This is a genomic window from Aphanizomenon sp. CS-733/32, assembly GCF_028330045.1.
In the GTDB taxonomy this organism is placed as follows: domain Bacteria; phylum Cyanobacteriota; class Cyanobacteriia; order Cyanobacteriales; family Nostocaceae; genus Dolichospermum; species Dolichospermum gracile.
In genome coordinates this window covers 1-16,729 of record NZ_JAQMSE010000204.1, presented here as the reverse complement: position 1 = coordinate 16,729, position 16,729 = coordinate 1, and the positions used below count along the sequence as shown (strand labels likewise).

At 41.1% G+C, this 16,729-nt stretch carries 15 protein-coding genes; 10 read left to right on the top strand and 5 right to left on the bottom strand.

All coding sequences use genetic code 11. The annotated features are described in order from the left end of the window. The first annotated feature begins 33 nt into the window (after positions 1-33). From prmA to PN471_RS17110, 3 genes are all read left to right on the top strand, one after another. Positions 34-954: a 50S ribosomal protein L11 methyltransferase gene (gene prmA, locus PN471_RS17120; protein WP_193895280.1), complete on the top strand. Its 921-nt coding sequence runs from the start codon at positions 34-36 to the stop codon at positions 952-954. Between the two features lie 301 nt (positions 955-1,255). Continuing rightward, the gene (locus PN471_RS17115) at positions 1,256-2,293 is read left to right on the top strand and encodes an agmatinase family protein (protein WP_271777870.1); all 1,038 of its coding nucleotides are present in this window, start codon (positions 1,256-1,258) and stop codon (positions 2,291-2,293) included. 584 nt (positions 2,294-2,877) lie between these two features. Beyond that, positions 2,878-5,229 (top strand): hypothetical protein, encoded by a 2,352-nt coding sequence (locus tag PN471_RS17110; RefSeq protein ID WP_271777869.1) that lies wholly within the window; start codon positions 2,878-2,880, stop codon positions 5,227-5,229. A gap of 17 nt (positions 5,230-5,246) precedes the next feature. On the opposite strand, the gene PN471_RS17105 is transcribed toward PN471_RS17110, so the two are convergent. Then, positions 5,247-5,438 carry a hypothetical protein gene (locus tag PN471_RS17105; RefSeq protein WP_271777892.1) on the bottom strand — a complete coding sequence of 64 codons (192 nt, stop codon included), beginning with the start codon at positions 5,436-5,438 and terminating at the stop codon, positions 5,247-5,249. A 285-nt stretch (positions 5,439-5,723) separates the two neighbouring features. On the opposite strand from PN471_RS17105, the gene thrC reads away from it, so the two are divergent. After that, positions 5,724-6,818, top strand: a complete 1,095-nt coding sequence (thrC, locus tag PN471_RS17100; protein ID WP_271777868.1) for a threonine synthase — start codon at positions 5,724-5,726, stop codon at positions 6,816-6,818. A 346-nt stretch (positions 6,819-7,164) separates the two neighbouring features. On the opposite strand, the gene PN471_RS17095 is transcribed toward thrC, so the two are convergent. From PN471_RS17095 to PN471_RS17080, 4 genes are all read right to left on the bottom strand, one after another. After that, the gene (locus tag PN471_RS17095; protein ID WP_193895288.1) at positions 7,165-8,478 is read right to left on the bottom strand and encodes a TldD/PmbA family protein; all 1,314 of its coding nucleotides are present in this window, start codon (positions 8,476-8,478) and stop codon (positions 7,165-7,167) included. A 132-nt stretch (positions 8,479-8,610) separates the two neighbouring features. Further along, positions 8,611-9,468 carry a Tab2/Atab2 family RNA-binding protein gene (locus PN471_RS17090; protein WP_442867164.1) on the bottom strand — a complete coding sequence of 286 codons (858 nt, stop codon included), beginning with the start codon at positions 9,466-9,468 and terminating at the stop codon, positions 8,611-8,613. Positions 9,469-9,696: 228 nt separating this feature from the next. After that, positions 9,697-10,383: a uracil-DNA glycosylase gene (locus PN471_RS17085; RefSeq protein ID WP_271777866.1), complete on the bottom strand. Its 687-nt coding sequence runs from the start codon at positions 10,381-10,383 to the stop codon at positions 9,697-9,699. A 263-nt stretch (positions 10,384-10,646) separates the two neighbouring features. Beyond that, positions 10,647-10,853: a hypothetical protein gene (locus tag PN471_RS17080; RefSeq protein WP_027402472.1), complete on the bottom strand. Its 207-nt coding sequence runs from the start codon at positions 10,851-10,853 to the stop codon at positions 10,647-10,649. 151 nt (positions 10,854-11,004) lie between these two features. Between PN471_RS17080 and PN471_RS17075 the strand changes: the two genes are divergently transcribed. The 6 genes from PN471_RS17075 to PN471_RS23510 all read left to right on the top strand — a co-directional run. Beyond that, positions 11,005-12,255, top strand: a complete 1,251-nt coding sequence (locus PN471_RS17075; RefSeq protein WP_271777865.1) for a competence/damage-inducible protein A — start codon at positions 11,005-11,007, stop codon at positions 12,253-12,255. 813 nt (positions 12,256-13,068) lie between these two features. Further along, positions 13,069-14,382 (top strand): glycosyltransferase family 4 protein, encoded by a 1,314-nt coding sequence (locus PN471_RS17070; RefSeq protein WP_442867163.1) that lies wholly within the window; start codon positions 13,069-13,071, stop codon positions 14,380-14,382. A 190-nt stretch (positions 14,383-14,572) separates the two neighbouring features. Beyond that, positions 14,573-14,998 (top strand): hypothetical protein, encoded by a 426-nt coding sequence (locus tag PN471_RS17065; RefSeq protein ID WP_271777864.1) that lies wholly within the window; start codon positions 14,573-14,575, stop codon positions 14,996-14,998. Position 14,999: 1 nt separating this feature from the next. Then, a complete protein-coding gene (locus PN471_RS17060; protein WP_271777863.1) occupies positions 15,000-15,956 on the top strand; it encodes a GDP-mannose 4,6-dehydratase in 957 nt (318 codons plus the stop codon). A gap of 384 nt (positions 15,957-16,340) precedes the next feature. Next, the gene (locus tag PN471_RS17055) at positions 16,341-16,580 is read left to right on the top strand and encodes an AbrB/MazE/SpoVT family DNA-binding domain-containing protein (RefSeq protein ID WP_027402546.1); all 240 of its coding nucleotides are present in this window, start codon (positions 16,341-16,343) and stop codon (positions 16,578-16,580) included. Beyond that, on the top strand, positions 16,574-16,729 hold a 156-nt coding region (locus PN471_RS23510; RefSeq protein ID WP_271777890.1), incomplete at its 3' end, for a type II toxin-antitoxin system PemK/MazF family toxin. The genes PN471_RS17055 and PN471_RS23510, both read left to right, overlap by 7 nt.

Here is a 16,729-nt window from a genome sequence, read left to right as displayed (position 1 = left end):
ACCAATTACCAATTACCAATAATCTAAAATTCTATGGCAAATACCTGGTGGGAATTAAATATTTTATCTGAACCAGATTTAGAAGAAACTATATTTTGGCGGTTAGAAAACTTTGGCTGTCGTGGTACAGCAGTAGAAATTAAGGGCAATGTCTCCTTTGTTAAGGCTTATTTACCCACCTTTAAAGTACAACTCCTAGATTTGGCTGCTTTATCGCTCTGGCTGCGTCAAGATGCCCTGTGTGTAGGACTCACTGCACCCCTGTTACATTGGGGCTTAATTGACGAAGAGGACTGGTCTAGTAGCTGGAAACAACACTGGCAACCGGAAGAAATAGGCGATCGCTTTCTCATTAACCCCGCTTGGCTACCTCTACCCGAATCCCTAGACAGATTGGTAATTCGTCTTGATCCAGGTGTAGCCTTTGGTACAGGGAATCACGCCACCACTCAACTTTGTTTAGAATCCCTAGAAATGCGCTTCGGTGAAATTCCCCAATCCTTCCTAGACACAGAAGCACCAAAAAAACCTTTAATCATTGCCGATATTGGTTGTGGTTCAGGTATTCTAGGGGTTGGGGCAATATTATTAGGTGCTGGTAAAGTCTATGCCGTTGATAACGATCCTTTAGCCGTAAAATCTACTTTTAGTAATCGCACTCTTAATGAAATCCGTCCAGATTCTTTAATCCCCCTTGAGGGTAGTGTAGACATAGTTCGGAAAGTAATTGATCAACCTGTAGATGGGATTGTTTGCAATATTTTAGCAGATGTAATTATCGAATTACTCCCAGAAATGACCGCCATTACCAAACCTAGCACTTGGGGTATATTCAGTGGTATTTTACTAGAACAATCCAAAGCCGTTGCTGATGCTTTAGAACAAAATGGTTGGATTGTAGCTACCCTCTGGAAAAGAAAAGAATGGTGTTGTTTAAATGTCCGTCGTTCTTAATTATAATTTATGGATTTTCTCCTATTGGATATCACCAAAAGTAATGGTAATTAAAATCAGCCGAGATTAACAAATATTGATAAAATCTAAGAGGGGGTTTGAAAAGTATTAGATGAAACCGATAATCTCCAAAAACCTAACCCCCCTTCCCTACCTTAGCGCAGCGTGCCGAAGGCTGGGAATGGGGGTTTCAAAGCCCCTCCCCGCATCGGGGAGAGGTTTGGATAGGGGTTTATTTATACATTAAAAACTTTTCAAACATCCTCTAAATATCAATCCGTAACCAGCACTAATTTTCAATATGAACGACTCCATTGAAAACTACAATCCCAACGGCGTGGCCGAAAAAAATGGCAATTTTATGGGATTACCATTTAATTACGACTCCGCAAATTTAATTATCTTCCCCATACCTTGGGAAGTCACGGTTTCCTATCGTGCTGGAACGGCGAACGGTCCACAGCGAATTTTAGATGCCTCACGACAAATAGATTTATTTGATTTTGATCATCCTGATGGTTGGAAACAGGGAATATTTATGGTAGAAATTCCCCAAGAAATGATCGAAAAAAATAACTATTATCGTCAACAAGCAGCCATAATTATTGAACGTCAAGCCCAAGGTAAATCCCTAACAGACTCACCAGATTTAACTCCTGTTCTAGAAGCAATTAACCAAGCGGGGGAACAGGTAAATCATTGGTTATTTACCCAAGCACAAGCAGCAATCAATCAAGGTAAACGAGTTGCTGTCATTGGTGGTGATCACAGTTCACCATTAGGTTATTTTCAAGCTTTAGCTAATCAATATGATAATTGGGGAATTTTACATATTGATGCCCATGCAGACCTACGTAATGCCTATGAGGAATTTGAATTTTCCCATGCGTCTATTATGTTTAATGCTATAAAAATACCGCAGATTTCTAAATTAGTGCAAGTAGGTGTGAGAGATATTTGTCATGATGAAGTTCAAATAATTAATCAATCAAATAATCGCATTATTGGTTATTATGATTCAGCAATTAAACAACAACTATATGCTGGTAAGACTTGGTTGGATTTATGTCGAGAAATTATCAGTCATTTACCAGAAAAAGTTTATATTAGCTGTGACATTGATGGTTTAGACCCTAAACTTTGTCCCAACACAGGTACTCCTGTCCCTGGAGGATTGGAATTAGAACAAGTTTATTGTCTATTCCGCGAATTGGTAAATAGTGGTAGAAAAATTATTGGTTTTGATGTTTGTGAAGTTGGTGATGCTGAATGGGATGGTAATGTCGGTGCGCGAACAGTTTATAAGTTAGCAAATTTATTAGATTTATCTCAGAAATAGGGGACAGGGGACAGGTGCTACGCCACGGGGACAGGTGACAGGTGACAGAAGTAATTTTCCAATGACCAATGACCATTCGCCATTTTGGCATGATAAATGATTTCTTATCAGGTTTTATGAAATTTGCATACATACTATAGGAAGATGCTGAAAATAGATCATATAGGTTAAATTAATTCGGGATGTTGTTATGCACTGGATTTAAGTCAAGGTTTGGTTGACAACCAAACCTTTTTTATTGCCCCTTTTCTCCCAGTTGATGATTTAATCAAAAATATACTTATTCAACAAACAAAACAAGATACCCGACCTCTCTAAGAAGTCGGGTATCTTAGTGATCTTGGTGAAGTTGTAAGTTTTACCCTAGTACACTGGCGGAATGTTACCAAGTTTGTCAGAATTTATCATGGATGATTTTCAGGACTTACACAACTGGCACATTGGTAGGGTGCGTCAGACTGTATAAATACTGCGAATAAACAAATTGTTGATATCTGACGCACCCTACAACAGATTTTTAGTGTGACACTTGCGTAAGTCCTAATTTTGAACAACATCAAATTACCAGTGCTAGTAATCGTCAGATGATCAATAAACCCCGTAAACGTATACCAAAAGCTGCTGGGCTGAATCAGCCTCCTCAAGGTGTAACGAAGAAGAATGTTAAAAAATTACCCAAACGTTCCCAAGGGCGTACTTGGTTATGGTCTACGTTGGCGGTGAGTCTGTTGTTAAGCAGCGCTGGTGTAATTATTGGTGTTGGTTGGATGAGTGTGCTATTTATTTTAAATCCTACTCAGATTAGTTGGGTAAATGATTTTTTACCGAAATGGGCAAAAATATCTACAGGTAAACGAGAACTACCGCAAACATTTACAGCTATTGAACTCGGTTTAACTCAACAACAACGTCTATTTGGCGAAATCATGTCTTTAGATGGTAAGTCAGAGGAATCTTTTTTATTACCAATCTTCCAAAAACGCAAGAATTGTCAGTCCCATTGTCAAGAATTGGTAGAACTGAGAATTTATAAACTTTCCCAGGATTGGGAATATAAATTCCAGTCAGAAAAATACTACTATTTAATTACCAAATTACCTGTTATTGGTCTATCGAAAAGTTTTATAGAATCCTCTTCAGTTGCGGCTATTTCTGAATCAGACAATCAAGAAACAAAGATCCGTTTACCTCTAACTAAGGTGAAAAGTTTTGCAGATTCTCACCTGTTTTCAGGATTTTGGTTTTATTTGCGGGGTGAACACAAAAATAACGATCATAATATTACCTATGGTCAAATTATCTACTACAATCCTACTCTGAAAAGCTTACAAAAAATGTTATCTTGGAAAACCCGCAATGGGCAGTTACCTAAATGGCAACAGATAACGGGTAATGATGCAAAAGAATTAATTGTTGATCAAACGGTAAATGTAGAACCAAATTTGCAAGTTTATCAAGTTAAACCGAGTCAGTTAGTGGCTAATTCTATTTATTTGGAAGCAATTAATTTCCAAAGGCCTGCTGTTAATGAATTTGCTTTTCAACAGTCTCTGTTCTTAGCCAGAAATGGACTTTGGACTCCTGCTTTTACATGGTTGAAATCTTTAGAAAAACAGCGTAAACAGCCTTTTTCAGCGGCAGCACGGGCGCAAATAGATGTGATCCGGTTACATTCGGAATTTACAAGAATGCAAGCTGAAAAGAGTTGGGCAAGTCCTCATCAACAAGTGACGGCAGATATTATTGATGGTCGTTGGGAAAAGGCTTTACAGGTATTGGAAAAATCACCTGATAATGGTCAAGAAATTACTAATTTATTACAAACTGATCAGGGGAGAATTTGGAATCGGGCTGCGGTAGCGTTGCGACTAAATCCTAATCGTCGGGCGGTTTTAGCTTGGGTAGCATTAATTTTTAAGGTGCAACGGGGGGAAGAAAGAGCTAATGCTTGGTTGCAAGCACAACGGAATATTAATGGGGAAACACTTAACTATATTCAAGGTGTTCTAACTCAACTTGATGATGATAAAATCAATGCCCATAAAAGTCGAATTATTGGCACTGTAAAACAAGTTAGTCGCATTAATGAGGAGGATTGGTTGCCAATATCTCTGCAAACTGATTTGAAAATCACTAATAATCAAGTTTGGTATCAGGTGGAAGTTAGTGCCTTTCATGATGGTACAGGTTGGTTAAGTGATCCGTTTGCTAATTTTGACCAACTGCAAAGTCAACCTCGAAAATTTTGGCGCAAACTTCTGGGGATTAGTTCTGACCCTAGTATGCAGGTTATTGTCTGGAAACCTAATGGAGAACAGGAGGTTACTAGAACTACTATTAAGGCTGTACAAGTCAGGGGACAGGGTTTACGGTTGTTAATGTTGGGTTCTGCATTGCCTGAAAGCAAGGTTAATTCTTTCCAGCCTCGACCTTTAGCTCTGACTGTGGATGCGTTAACATGGGTAGAACCGTCTCCGGTAACTGTGAAGGATTTATATCAACAACAACCTCAGTTAGTGGAGTCCATGCTGCCAGTTCTATGGCAAAAACTACAACAGTCGGGTGATTTAACTGCTGGTGTGATTCCTGTTTTTCAGGAAATGCGGGAAAAAATGGCTGATTGGCCTGTTCAATTGGCTGATTTGACGAATGATCAACAGCAGGAGATTGTCGTGACTATTTCTGATGCTGCTATAGCCTCTTTAAATCAGTTCGATGGTAATACTTCCAAACCGGCAGGTAGTCAAAAACGTCCCCGGACTCTCATCTTTTCGGCAGATAGTAATGTCATTTATAGTGATTTTGCCCGTGCAAACCAGCAAACGCTAATAGCGATCGCTCAACTTACCGATGATCAATCTCTAGCGTTACTGGTAGAAAATAGGCAGGGATATAGTTTGGAACGTTGGTCACAAACTAATCAGCGATTTGAATAGTTACCACAACAGGTAATTTATGCTTCGTCGCTAGGAGCTTCCACTTGTTCGCTTTTGAGATTTTGCAATTGCTCTAAAAGGGAATCTACCTCCGCTTGCAAGTTCATAAATTTGACTTGCTGATCGTCTCGATAGTACGCCTTCGTTAACTTCTTAACTAAGTTAGCGTGGGATTCACATTCGGAAACACTGGATGACATAGTAGACATAGTTGTTGGCATTAGAAATTTAACTCACACCATTTGTAGATAGTATAATATACTTATCCTAATCTTTGTTAAGACATTATATAGTTTTGATCATCAGGGTATCCGGTAAGTGGGAAACAAGCGTGGCTTTAACCCTGAGAGGGAAGCGATACGGGCGGTTAAAACCGCCTTGAATATTTTTTCATGATCACGGTGTTCCGCAACTAACATATAGACTTGAAAAGTGGGATACTTATCTACAAGCATTCCCAATCGTAAATCCTTAATTAAGAAATTTTTAATCCTGTGACTTTGAGCCTGTCTGCTGCTAAATCTCATTGCCAACCGTGGCCAGGGCTGATAGAAGCCTATCGTCAATACTTGCCTGTCAGCGAAAAAACCCCCGTGGTGACTTTGCTGGAGGGTAACACACCTTTGATTCCCGTGCCAGCGATCGCCGAACGTATTGGCAGACAGGTGAAGGTGTATGTTAAATATGATGGACTTAACCCCACTGGTAGCTTCAAAGACCGGGGGATGACAATGGCAATTTCTAAAGCAGCAGAAGCAGGTGCTAAGGCTGTGATTTGTGCCAGCACTGGTAATACTTCTGCCGCTGCCGCTGCCTATGCTAGACGGGGAGGAATGAAACCCTTTGTACTGATTCCCGATGGCTATGTGGCTTTAGGTAAGTTGGCACAGGCGCTACTTTATGGCGCAGAGGTATTAGCTATTAAAGGTAATTTTGACCGCGCTCTGGAAATTGTCCGGGAAGTGGCAGATAGTTATCCCATTACTTTGGTAAATTCGGTCAACCCCTACCGCTTAGAAGGACAAAAAACCGGAGCTTTTGAGGTTGTTGATGCTTTGGGTGATGCCCCCGATTGGTTATGTATTCCGGTGGGGAATGCGGGCAATATCACAGCATATTGGATGGGTTTTTGTCAATATCATCAAGATGGTAAATGCGATCGCTTACCGAAAATGATGGGTTTTCAAGCCGCTGGGGCTGCACCTTTGGTGAATGGTCAACCGGTAGCACATCCTGAAACCATAGCTACAGCCATTAGAATTGGCAATCCCGCCAGTTGGGATAAGGCCATTGCAGCGCAAACAGCCAGTCAGGGAAGATTCCGGTCGGTGACGGATGGGGAAATTCTCGACGCTTACCGACTTTTAGCATCATCGGAAGGGATTTTCTGTGAACCGGCTAGTGCGGCTTCTGTGGCAGGATTGTTACAGGTAAAAGACGAAGTTCCCACGGGGGCAACGGTGGTTTGTATCTTAACTGGTAATGGGTTGAAAGATCCAGATACGGCTATTAAACACAGTCATGCTCAATTCAAACAGGGCATTGATGCTGATATTAAGGCTGTGGCGGCGGCCATGGGATTTGAGTAGGTAGAATAAACCTGCCCGGAACTTAAGTTCCGGTCTCACCTGATCTCGGTGTTAGGAGTTTCTCCTTCGGAGACGCTACGCGAACAGAGTTATGATTTTTTCAACGAGATCATCAGGGTTTGAGACTCATATTTGGGGCAGTTTTCCAAAAATTATCTTATGTCAAACTCAGGTGAACTCAGGTGATATAAAAAACAAGTTCAAAGCCTCTCCCCGTTGCGGGGAGAGGTTTGGAGAGGGGTTCTATATTTGGTTAAACTATAAACCGTTTTCAGTATATTTGGGGCATATAAAAGATGACGTATAAAAGAGGATGAAAACCCAATGATCATATCTTGATATGACCTCACCTATTTTTCCCAGTAATGGATAGTCCTTCTACTATCAATGATGGAGTATAGCAAGAACCATTCCAATCCGCATCTCCACCTAGTTGGATCACTTGTTTTAGGGCTGTGTAGACGTTACCTGCTACCATCGTATCCTTGACTCTGCCAATTATTTGACCATTTTTGACCCGATAGCCCAAATCAACATTGATGGAAAAATCACCTGATAGTCCGCTACAACTACCTAACATTTGATCCACAATTAAGCCATCATCCATTTTACGAATCAAGTTGACTAGGGAAAGATCACCGGGTTGAATTAGGAAGTTAAATAGCCCTGGTGTGGGATAACTACCTAAGCCGGGACGAAAACCATTACCAGTGCTACCGCTGTTTAATTGTCGCCCGGTGGTGCGATCGCTATAAAAATTCCGTAAAATCCCATTTTCGATAAATATTAAGGACTGGGTAGGTTGACCTTCATCATCAAAGGGACAACTGTAAGGTCCTGCTTTTGGGTTTTGGTACAGGGTTAGGGTGGGGGCAATAACTGGTTTACCCAATCTATCTGCCCAAGGGGAAGCTTTTTCCAAGATGTGTTTACCATTCAAAGCTGATTGCACAGTTCCCCACAGCATATCTGCTGCTTTGGAAGTGAACAATACAGGACAACGACCACTGGGACTAGGAATGTTTTCTTTAGCCCAATTTAATCGCTGTAAGATTTGGCTGGCTACTTTCTCCGGGTTGAGTTGATCGCGTTGAGTTTGACCATCAGCAACACTGAGGAAATCATCACCTCTCACCCATTCCGCTGACATATAGCAGCTAAGTGTGGTATCGGTGTAGTGAGAATCTAAACCTTTGCTGTTGATCAGTCTAGTGTTTTCTATATCGCATTCCCAGTCACTATGGCAAAGAATATCTGGATAGACATCACGAATTAAGGCGATCGCCTCCTTCCCCCATTGAATCAACACTTCGACGGATACAGATGAGCCGAAATCTGAGTAATAATGATCATCATAAGTCCCTAATTCTACTGTTTCCGGTGGATTTAATTGACTCAGTGCCAAAGATTTTTCCACCATAGCTTGGGGATCAACATCGCCATAAGCCACCGTCAAACCGGGACAACCATTCCGCCATAGCCGTAGGGCTGTACCCTCAGATTGACTGGTTTCTAGTTGTTTGAGACGGTTAGCCTCAAAAAAAACTGGTCGAGAAAGCGATCGTGACTGATACACCTCGGCAGCCTCAGCGCCAGATTTGAGGGCAAGTTCTAGCAGTTGTTGAGCCAGTGTATCTTGTAACAAATTTGCAGAACCCATGTCCCCTTATGAATTATGGATTTTGGATATAAATCGCTTCATCGTCGCAGTCTATTATCCCATTAGCGTGTCATCAACTTACCAAATTCCAAATAATAGACAACTGACCACTGACAACTGACCACTGACAAATTATGGCAAATTGATTTCCTGCAACAGCCAAAATCCTGCAAAATCTTGAGATTGAGGATCAGACTGGACACCAATAAAATGCACCCCATTAGCTTGTTCCTTTGCCACAGCAAAGCCCTGTGCTTCTGCTAAAAGTTCAGGAGTGCGGATATTAGCCACCACCCAACTTTCCGTAGCCCCTGTTTCTAAAATCAACCTGTTACCTTGCTTGGTGTCAAAGAGCAAATAAGCCATTTCCAAACCCGACATCCAACCTGCTATCGGTAAAGCCCTGGAGGAGAAAATCAAAATTCCCGGAATCCGAGTTTCTGGGGATAATTGCGCCAACTCCAGGGGAAAAGCTTCACCAAAACCAATTTCCCAATCCGGCATTTCCGCCAAATCACTAGCCTCTAAAGTCACAAAAGCCCATTGTTTTCCTTCCAACGCATCTGGCAACCGTTGGGGCAAAGGTCTATCTAAACGCACCGAAGGATTAACTACCCCCTGATATCCTGGTTCTTGGGGATAGACTTCCTTCATGCGCTGCTGTATCCACTGATTGAGAACCAAAGTCCGCCGACTTGGGACAGCGGGTACTCCCACATCTTCACAGGATTTGGTGATCATGTTATTCATTTGGCGGCGGAAAAAGCGGATTTTGGTAGGTGCTGTACCCGCTTTCTCTATAGCTTCCTGGATTGCTATCCGTAGCCAACCCGAATTTACCTGGGTACTTGGGCAATATTTAGCATAGCGAAACAGGGACTCCGTTTGTGTACCAATATCTACAGGACTTTCGCACACCAACATTTCCCACACTTTTTTCTGATTTTCGTCCAAAATCGGACGGGAGTAAAAATCGAGTTCCCAGTACATTTTTCTCTGGCTGCCCATGTTTTAGCGGTAAAAATCTGATGACTTGATATTTTGTGATTTCCTAACTTTACCAAGTTACAGGAGCATTAGTAATTGATAATTGGTAATTAGCCATTGGTCATTGGTCATTGGGAAAATTATTGCCTCTCCTCTATTCCCTATTCCCTATTCCCTATTCCCTATTCCCTATTCCCTATTCCCTATTCCCTATTCCCTATTCCCTATTCCTTAGTTTTTATCCTGATTTTTGAACTCATCAAACTTAGCCCGAACCGCCTGTATATCTTGCCACATTAGCCATTTCGGCTTTCCTTTTTCCCGTGAAGGGTTACGCAACAAGTAAGAGGGATGAAAAATAGGCATACATAAGCGTCCTTCCCACTCTAACCACTGACCGCGAATTTTAGTAATCGGACGGTTATCAGCAATCACACCCTTCACAGAAGTTGCACCTGTTAATAAGATAATTTTTGGGTCAACCAGGCGAATCTGCTCAAATAAATATGGTTTACAAGCAGCAGCCTCTTCATTAGTCGGTACACGGTTTTCCGGTGGTCTACACTTACAAATATTGGCAATATATATATCTGTTTCCGTACTTAAATTTACCGAAGCCAAGATACTTTCTAGTAATTGCCCTGATCTACCCACAAATGGTAAACCTGTTTCATCTTCATTTTTCCCCGGTGCTTCTCCAATAATCATAATATCGGCTTGGAGATTACCACGCCCAACCACAGCATGAGTCCGGTTTTGGGCTAACGCACAACGCTGACAGCTATTGCAATGTTTTGTCAATTCCTCTACATTCTCATAAGTTCCCGGCGGAATGGGAATTTTATTACTTGTAGTAATTAGCTCTCTTTGGTTTAAGCTGGAGTGATCAAATAAACTAAGTTGAGTCTCATGCTGCATGGAATTTAGAATGGTAACTGGAAACTTCAGAATATTAACGCAAATAAGTAGGTTAGCATTAAAAATCGTCGTTATGGCAAGGCAAGAGGCAAGAGGCAAGAGGCAAGAGGATTTGGGCGATTTTACTTTTCGTTACATATTTCGGTTTTTTTCCGTTCACCTACTTATTACCACCCATCCTACCAATTAATAGACAGAATTGGATTGACGCTTTGTCTAGCTCATCAACAGTATCGCCCTTTTTCCCAGACAGCACACTCTAATTAATCAAGTTTTAAAGCATTAACTGGCACATCATCCCAAGATTTAACTACCCTTAATTTTGCAATCCAGCCCTCTGCCTTTTGAGAGTTCGTGAGATTAGTCTGAAACGACTCATGACAATCTTTAGCCTGAGATTCATCACAAGAGGCAATACAGGCGTGAATCAGTCCAGAAGGATCAATTTGTTCATTCACCCAAATATTCATAGTTTATATTTTGAAAATATCGTGTTAAAACCGTCATCTTTAATTTTATAATACTTATTAAATTTATGTACAGAAATAAGCAAAATTCAAGCGAGTATTTAATATCACCAGTTGTTCCTAGATTCCTATTCCTAATTCCTTCCTAACCCCCATGAGTGCAGAAATTATTTGCGTTGGTACAGAAATGCTGCTAGGAGATATCCTCAACAGCAATGCCCAATATCTTGCTCAACAATTAGCACAGTTAGGCATTCCTCACTACTATCAAACTGTCGTCGGCGATAATCCCAACAGACTCAAGGAAGTTATAGAAATTGCCGCTTCCAGAGTCCAAATTCTCATTTTTACAGGTGGTTTAGGACCCACACCCGATGATCTCACCTGTGAAACTATCGCTGATTTTTTTGGTGTTCCCTTAATAGAACGAGCCGATATTGTCCAAGATATAGCCGAAAAATTTGCCCAACGGGGACGAATAATGTCCGCTAATAATCGCAAACAAGCCTTAATTCCCCAAGGTGCAGAAATTTTACCCAACCCCACAGGAACAGCACCGGGTATTATTTGGCAACCCCGTCCCGGTTTAACTATTTTTACTTTCCCTGGTGTTCCCAGCGAAATGTATCGAATGTGGACAGAAACCGCAGTACCTTTTCTGAAAAGTCAAGGTTGGGGAAAGGAAATTATTTATAGTCGCAGTTTAAGATTTTGGGGAATTGGAGAATCTGCTTTAGCCGAAAAAGTCGCCCCCTACTTTAATTTAACTAATCCCACAGTAGCCCCCTATGCAGGCAAGGGAGAGGTGAGACTGCGAATCTCTGCTAAAGCCACAGACGCAACAACTGCAGAAGCTTTAATTGCACCCATTGAAAAACAACTCATAGAAATTGCTGGCTTAGATTATTATGGCATTGATAATGACACCCTTGCTGCTGTCGTTGGTAATTTGTTAAGGTCCGCGGGAGAAACCCTATCTGTAGCCGAATCTTGCACCGGTGGGGGACTGGGACAAATGTTAACGGAAATTTCTGGTAGTTCTGATTACTTTTGGGGTGGGGTAATTGCCTACGATAATTCCGTCAAAGTTGGACTATTAGGAGTCAACCCAGAGGATTTAGAGGAATTTGGCGCAGTGAGTGCGACAGTAGCTGAACAAATGGCTATTGGCGTTAAAAATCGGCTTTCAACCACTTGGGGATTAAGTATTACAGGCATTGCTGGACCAACCGGGGGAACCCAAACCAAACCAGTGGGTTTAGTCTATATTGGTTTAGCTGGTCCTGGTCATGAAGTAATCAGTTTTGAACATCGCTTCGGAACAATTCGAGGACGGTCTTTAATTCGTTATGTGAGTGCAAATACAGCATTAGATCATCTGCGGCGACATTTGCTTAGAAGCTAGATAGGGCTTGCTGATAGCGTAGCGTGGCGTTAGCCATATAAAGCTAAAACCATTTATTAACCAGGGTTTGTAAGTTGCTAGTTAGATACATTGTTAGAATCAGGATGTCCAGGATTAAAGGATGAACAGGATGAAATTTCTGTTTTCATCACCAATTACCCATTACCCATTATCAACCTCAACTAGATAACTAGCAACTTGAGTTAAATAGGTGCATTTTTCTATGTCGGATTTGGATATCCAGATAGTTGAAACTGTCCCCGTGGCGTAGCACCTGTCACCTCCCCTCACAGGCAACTTTTTGGTGCAAACCCTACTTATTCACTGAAACCCAGTATGAAGAATCTTGAATTAAAGGACTTGCAATATTAATATACCTGTAGAGTACTTCTTGATCTGATTGAAAAACCATTTGCTATGCTTGACAATAGGTTTTGAAGATGTTAGAAAACTGTTTAGCTTAACAGTGTACAGCAAATTGATTTCATTCTAAGAGGGTGTTTGAAAAGTCTAATTTATTACTTGCAAGGGCGACTAGTACCGCAAGGCGGAAGTCAAAAGTCAAAAATAATATGGCATCAGCTTTTTAGTGATTGAGAATGGTTGTTTTATTTACGCCCGGCTGTACTAGAAGTCGCGGCTACACAGACGAAACCCACCTATTCCTTCGGTCTCGTAAGGGATACGAATGTTCAGCAACAGTAATCATTTGCACGAAATAATAACAATGAAATGCAAAAAAGTCAAGTTTTTATCCTATTTATCCTCTAAATTAATATCAATAAAAATCAGTAATTAACAAAAATTAACATAATGTCAATATCCAATCGTAAGAGTTCTATAAAATCTCCTTTGCATTTCATAGAGGCTGTTCAGCCTTCTAAAATTGGTGATACTATATATCACAAACTAAGTACGTTGTCTGTGATTACTGAGTTTTTTCCTCCAGACTATGCGGCAACAGGACAGTTAATTGAAGAACTAATCAAACAGTTAGAGAAACAAGGAATTAGAATTAGAGTATTCACAGGACAACCAGGGTATGCTTTTACCACTGCTAAAGCCCCAGCCTTAGAGCAATTGGGCAATATTCGCGTTCAAAGATCCCGATCTACTCAGATATGGTCTAATAGGATTCGTGGGAAAGCTGTCAATGGTGTTTTATTCACATTGCGGGCTTTTTTGCATATTATCGCCAATGCTCGTAAAAATGACGTATTTTTATTAACTTCAGCACCTCCTTTTTTATCAATAGCCGGATATTTAACTCATTTATTATTAAAATTCCCCTATGTATGTTTAATATATGATTTGTATCCAGATATTGCGATCGCTTTAGGAGTAGTTTCTCATAAGCACTGGTTAGCCAAGTTTTGGTGGGCAATCAATCGCCAGATTTGGCAAAAATCGAAAGGAATTATTGTCCTGAGTCCGGCTATGAAGGAGAGAGTTGTCGCCATCTGTCCACAAGTAGCTGATAAGGTCTCTGTAATTCACAGTTGGGGCGACTCTGAGTTGATTTTACCCATTACCAAAGAAAAAAACTGGTTTGCCAAACAGCATAACTTGGACAGCATATTTACAGTTCTCTATTCTGGTAATATGGGTAGGTGTCATGATACAGACACCATTTTGGTAACTGCTCAACAATTACAAAATGAAGAAATTCGGTTCGTTTGTATTGGTGGTGGACCCAAACGGGAAAGTTTTATTCAAGATGTCAAGCGATTAGGACTAAAAAACTTTCTCTTTCTCCCCTATCAAGACAAGAGTGTGTTACCCTATTCCCTGACAGCTTGTGATTTGTCATTAGTTAGTGTAGAAGCAGGTCTGGAAAGTTTAGTTGCACCTAGCAAACTCTATCCAGCCTTAGCTACGGGAAGACCTATAGCAGCTATTTGCCCAAAAGATTCCTACCTGCGACAACTCATAACAGATGGTCAGTTTGGTGTCAGCATTGACAATGGAGATAGTGATAGTTTATCTAAATTTATTCTCAACTTAAAGAGCGATCGCCAACTTGCAGAAAAAATGGGTAATGCCTCCCGCCAATATTTGCAATCAAACTTTACACCAGAAATCATCGCTAAACAATACATCAATGTGCTAGAAAAATCTATAATTTGAAATGTCACTCCAGGCTCATCAGCGTCAGTGTGTGAACAAATTCAGTAAATTTCAGACAACTAAGTTAACAGAATTTAATACCTTAGACAACGTTGAATCAGGAGTTGGGCGTCCATGGTCTTTTTGGTCTCAGTCCCTCCTATGCAACCTTCTCACTATCTATTCTTTAGTTCATGATCAGGAGGCCGAAGTGCAGAAAAGGTGCGAGCGCAATCGGAAGCGTTCCCAGCGGAGAGCTATTTATTGTCCCATACATGGTTGTTTCATAGATAGTGTTAGCCAAAAACATGGACTATTTACCGAAACAGCGGGACAACTACAAAAACGAGGTATTCCCAGACGAGAGGCGATGATTTTAGTCGCCAATAAAACTACAGTTTCTTTGCAGGGCGAGTGGTTAGAGGCTTTTTGGTGCGAAGAGTGCCAAGAAACAAAATGGTATCATGTACATAAGCATGGATCTAAATACGAGATATCTTTGGCCCCAGCCGAACTTTGGCAACAAGCAACAGGGGTCATTCATCCCCATCGCAATCCTTCCGTGGGAGAATTTACCTATAGGCAATCCCGAATGCTTGGGGGTAACAGTGTTAAAGACTTCTGGGTAATGAATTGACATGAAAAAAGCCCTTATTTGTGGAGTATCTGGACAAGACGGAGCTTATCTAGCAGAATTACTCCTTAATCAAGGTTACACAGTCTGTGGAACTTCCAGAGATGCCCAAATCTCACCTTTTCAGAATTTAGTCCACTTAGGTATTAAAGATCAAGTCAAGTTAGAGTCAATGACCTTAACTGACTTCCGTAGCGTCTTACAGGTACTGACAAAAATCCAACCAGATGAAGTCTATAATTTGGCAGGACAAACTTCCGTCGGCTTATCTTTTGGACAACCCGTAGAAACTTTAGAAAGCATAGCTACGGGCACACTAAATTTATTAGAAGCCATTCGGTTTTTAGGCGCACCCATTAAAGTTTACAATGCAGGTTCGAGTGAATGCTTTGGTGATACTGGCAATGTAGCAGCCGCAGAAACAACTCCATTTCGCCCCAGAAGCCCTTATGCTGTAGCTAAAGCTGCCGCTTTTTGGGAAGTAGCTAACTACCGAGAAGCCTACGGTTTATTTGCCTGTTCAGGAATTTTATTTAATCATGAATCTCCCCTGCGTCCAGAAAGATTTGTCACTCAAAAAATTATTGCTACTGCCTGTCGAATTGCCCAAGGTAGTCATGAAAAATTATATTTAGGTAATATGTCAATTCAGCGGGACTGGGGTTGGGCGCAAGAATATGTGGAAGCCATGTACTTAATGTTGCAGCAAAATCAACCTGATGATTATGTGATTGCAACGGGGAAAAGCACTTCCTTGGAAGATTTTGTCACAGCAGCATTTACATCTGTAAACTTAGATTGGCATGATCATGTAGTGGTTGATAGTAGCCTATTCAGACCTACAGACTTGGCGGTCGGTAAAGGTAATCCCAGTAAAGCCAAAATCCAATTAGGATGGGAGGCTAGATATAAAATGCAGGATGTTGTGAAAATGATGGTAGATGCGAAATTAGAGTCATGAGAAAAATCTGATCCAGTCGGGAACTTTTTTTAAAATGGTCAGAGGATGTTTTAAAAGTTTTGGGCGATTAGAAGTCGCTACTACACAAGCAAAGTCCACCTGCGTGGATTAACAGAAAACTGTAATTGAGTAAATAAAATGCCACCTACACAAGCAAATTACGAACCTGAGTTCGACATAACGATAATTTTTGGAAAACTGCCCCAAATATGAGTTTCAAACCCTGATGATCTCGTTGAAAAAATCATAACTCTGTTCGCGTAGCGTCTCCGAAGGAGAAACTCCTAACTCCGAACTCAGGTATGCCCAGATCCCCGGATCTGAAACTCCAGAGTGGGGGTAATTGAGATATACTTTGTTTATCTTGAAAGCGATCGCTAATTTATGAAATCTCAAATTGGTCGTTGGGGAAATTCTTTAGCCTTGAGAATCCCCAAGTATATTGCAGATGAATTGGCTTTATCAATCAATGATGAAGTTGACTGCCGTATTGAGCAAGGGCAACTGATGGTAAGACCAGTTCAGAAATTTCCCAAATACACCCTCTCACAACTCCTTAGCCAAGATTTAGAGCCAGAAGCGGAGATTGACTGGGGTAAACCAACAGGTAATGAAGAATGGTAGATTACGTCCCCCGTTATGGGGATCTTGTCTGGCTAAACTTTGATCCCCAATCAGGTCACGAGCAAATGGGGCAACGTCCCGCACTAGTGTTAAGTCATACAGAGTTTAACCAGCAACGAGGTTTTATTTTTGTTTGTCCTATCAGTAAT

Bases quoted from the DNA above. Each gene is read 5' to 3' on its own strand.
- PN471_RS17115 (WP_271777870.1), top strand. From the start codon at position 1,256: ATGAACGACTCCATTGAAAACTACAATCCCAACGGCGTGGCCGAAAAA.
- PN471_RS17090 (WP_442867164.1), bottom strand. From the start codon at position 9,468: ATGTACTGGGAACTCGATTTTTACTCCCGTCCGATTTTGGACGAAAAT.
- PN471_RS17105 (WP_271777892.1), bottom strand. From the start codon at position 5,438: ATGTCTACTATGTCATCCAGTGTTTCCGAATGTGAATCCCACGCTAAC.
- PN471_RS17070 (WP_442867163.1), top strand. From the start codon at position 13,069: ATGTCAATATCCAATCGTAAGAGTTCTATAAAATCTCCTTTGCATTTC.
- PN471_RS17095 (WP_193895288.1), bottom strand. From the start codon at position 8,478: ATGGGTTCTGCAAATTTGTTACAAGATACACTGGCTCAACAACTGCTA.
- PN471_RS17085 (WP_271777866.1), bottom strand. From the start codon at position 10,383: ATGCAGCATGAGACTCAACTTAGTTTATTTGATCACTCCAGCTTAAAC.
- PN471_RS17055 (WP_027402546.1), top strand. From the start codon at position 16,341: ATGAAATCTCAAATTGGTCGTTGGGGAAATTCTTTAGCCTTGAGAATC.
- PN471_RS17080 (WP_027402472.1), bottom strand. From the start codon at position 10,853: ATGAATATTTGGGTGAATGAACAAATTGATCCTTCTGGACTGATTCAC.
- prmA (WP_193895280.1), top strand. From the start codon at position 34: ATGGCAAATACCTGGTGGGAATTAAATATTTTATCTGAACCAGATTTA.
- PN471_RS17060 (WP_271777863.1), top strand. From the start codon at position 15,000: ATGAAAAAAGCCCTTATTTGTGGAGTATCTGGACAAGACGGAGCTTAT.
- PN471_RS17075 (WP_271777865.1), top strand. From the start codon at position 11,005: ATGAGTGCAGAAATTATTTGCGTTGGTACAGAAATGCTGCTAGGAGAT.
- PN471_RS17110 (WP_271777869.1), top strand. From the start codon at position 2,878: ATGATCAATAAACCCCGTAAACGTATACCAAAAGCTGCTGGGCTGAAT.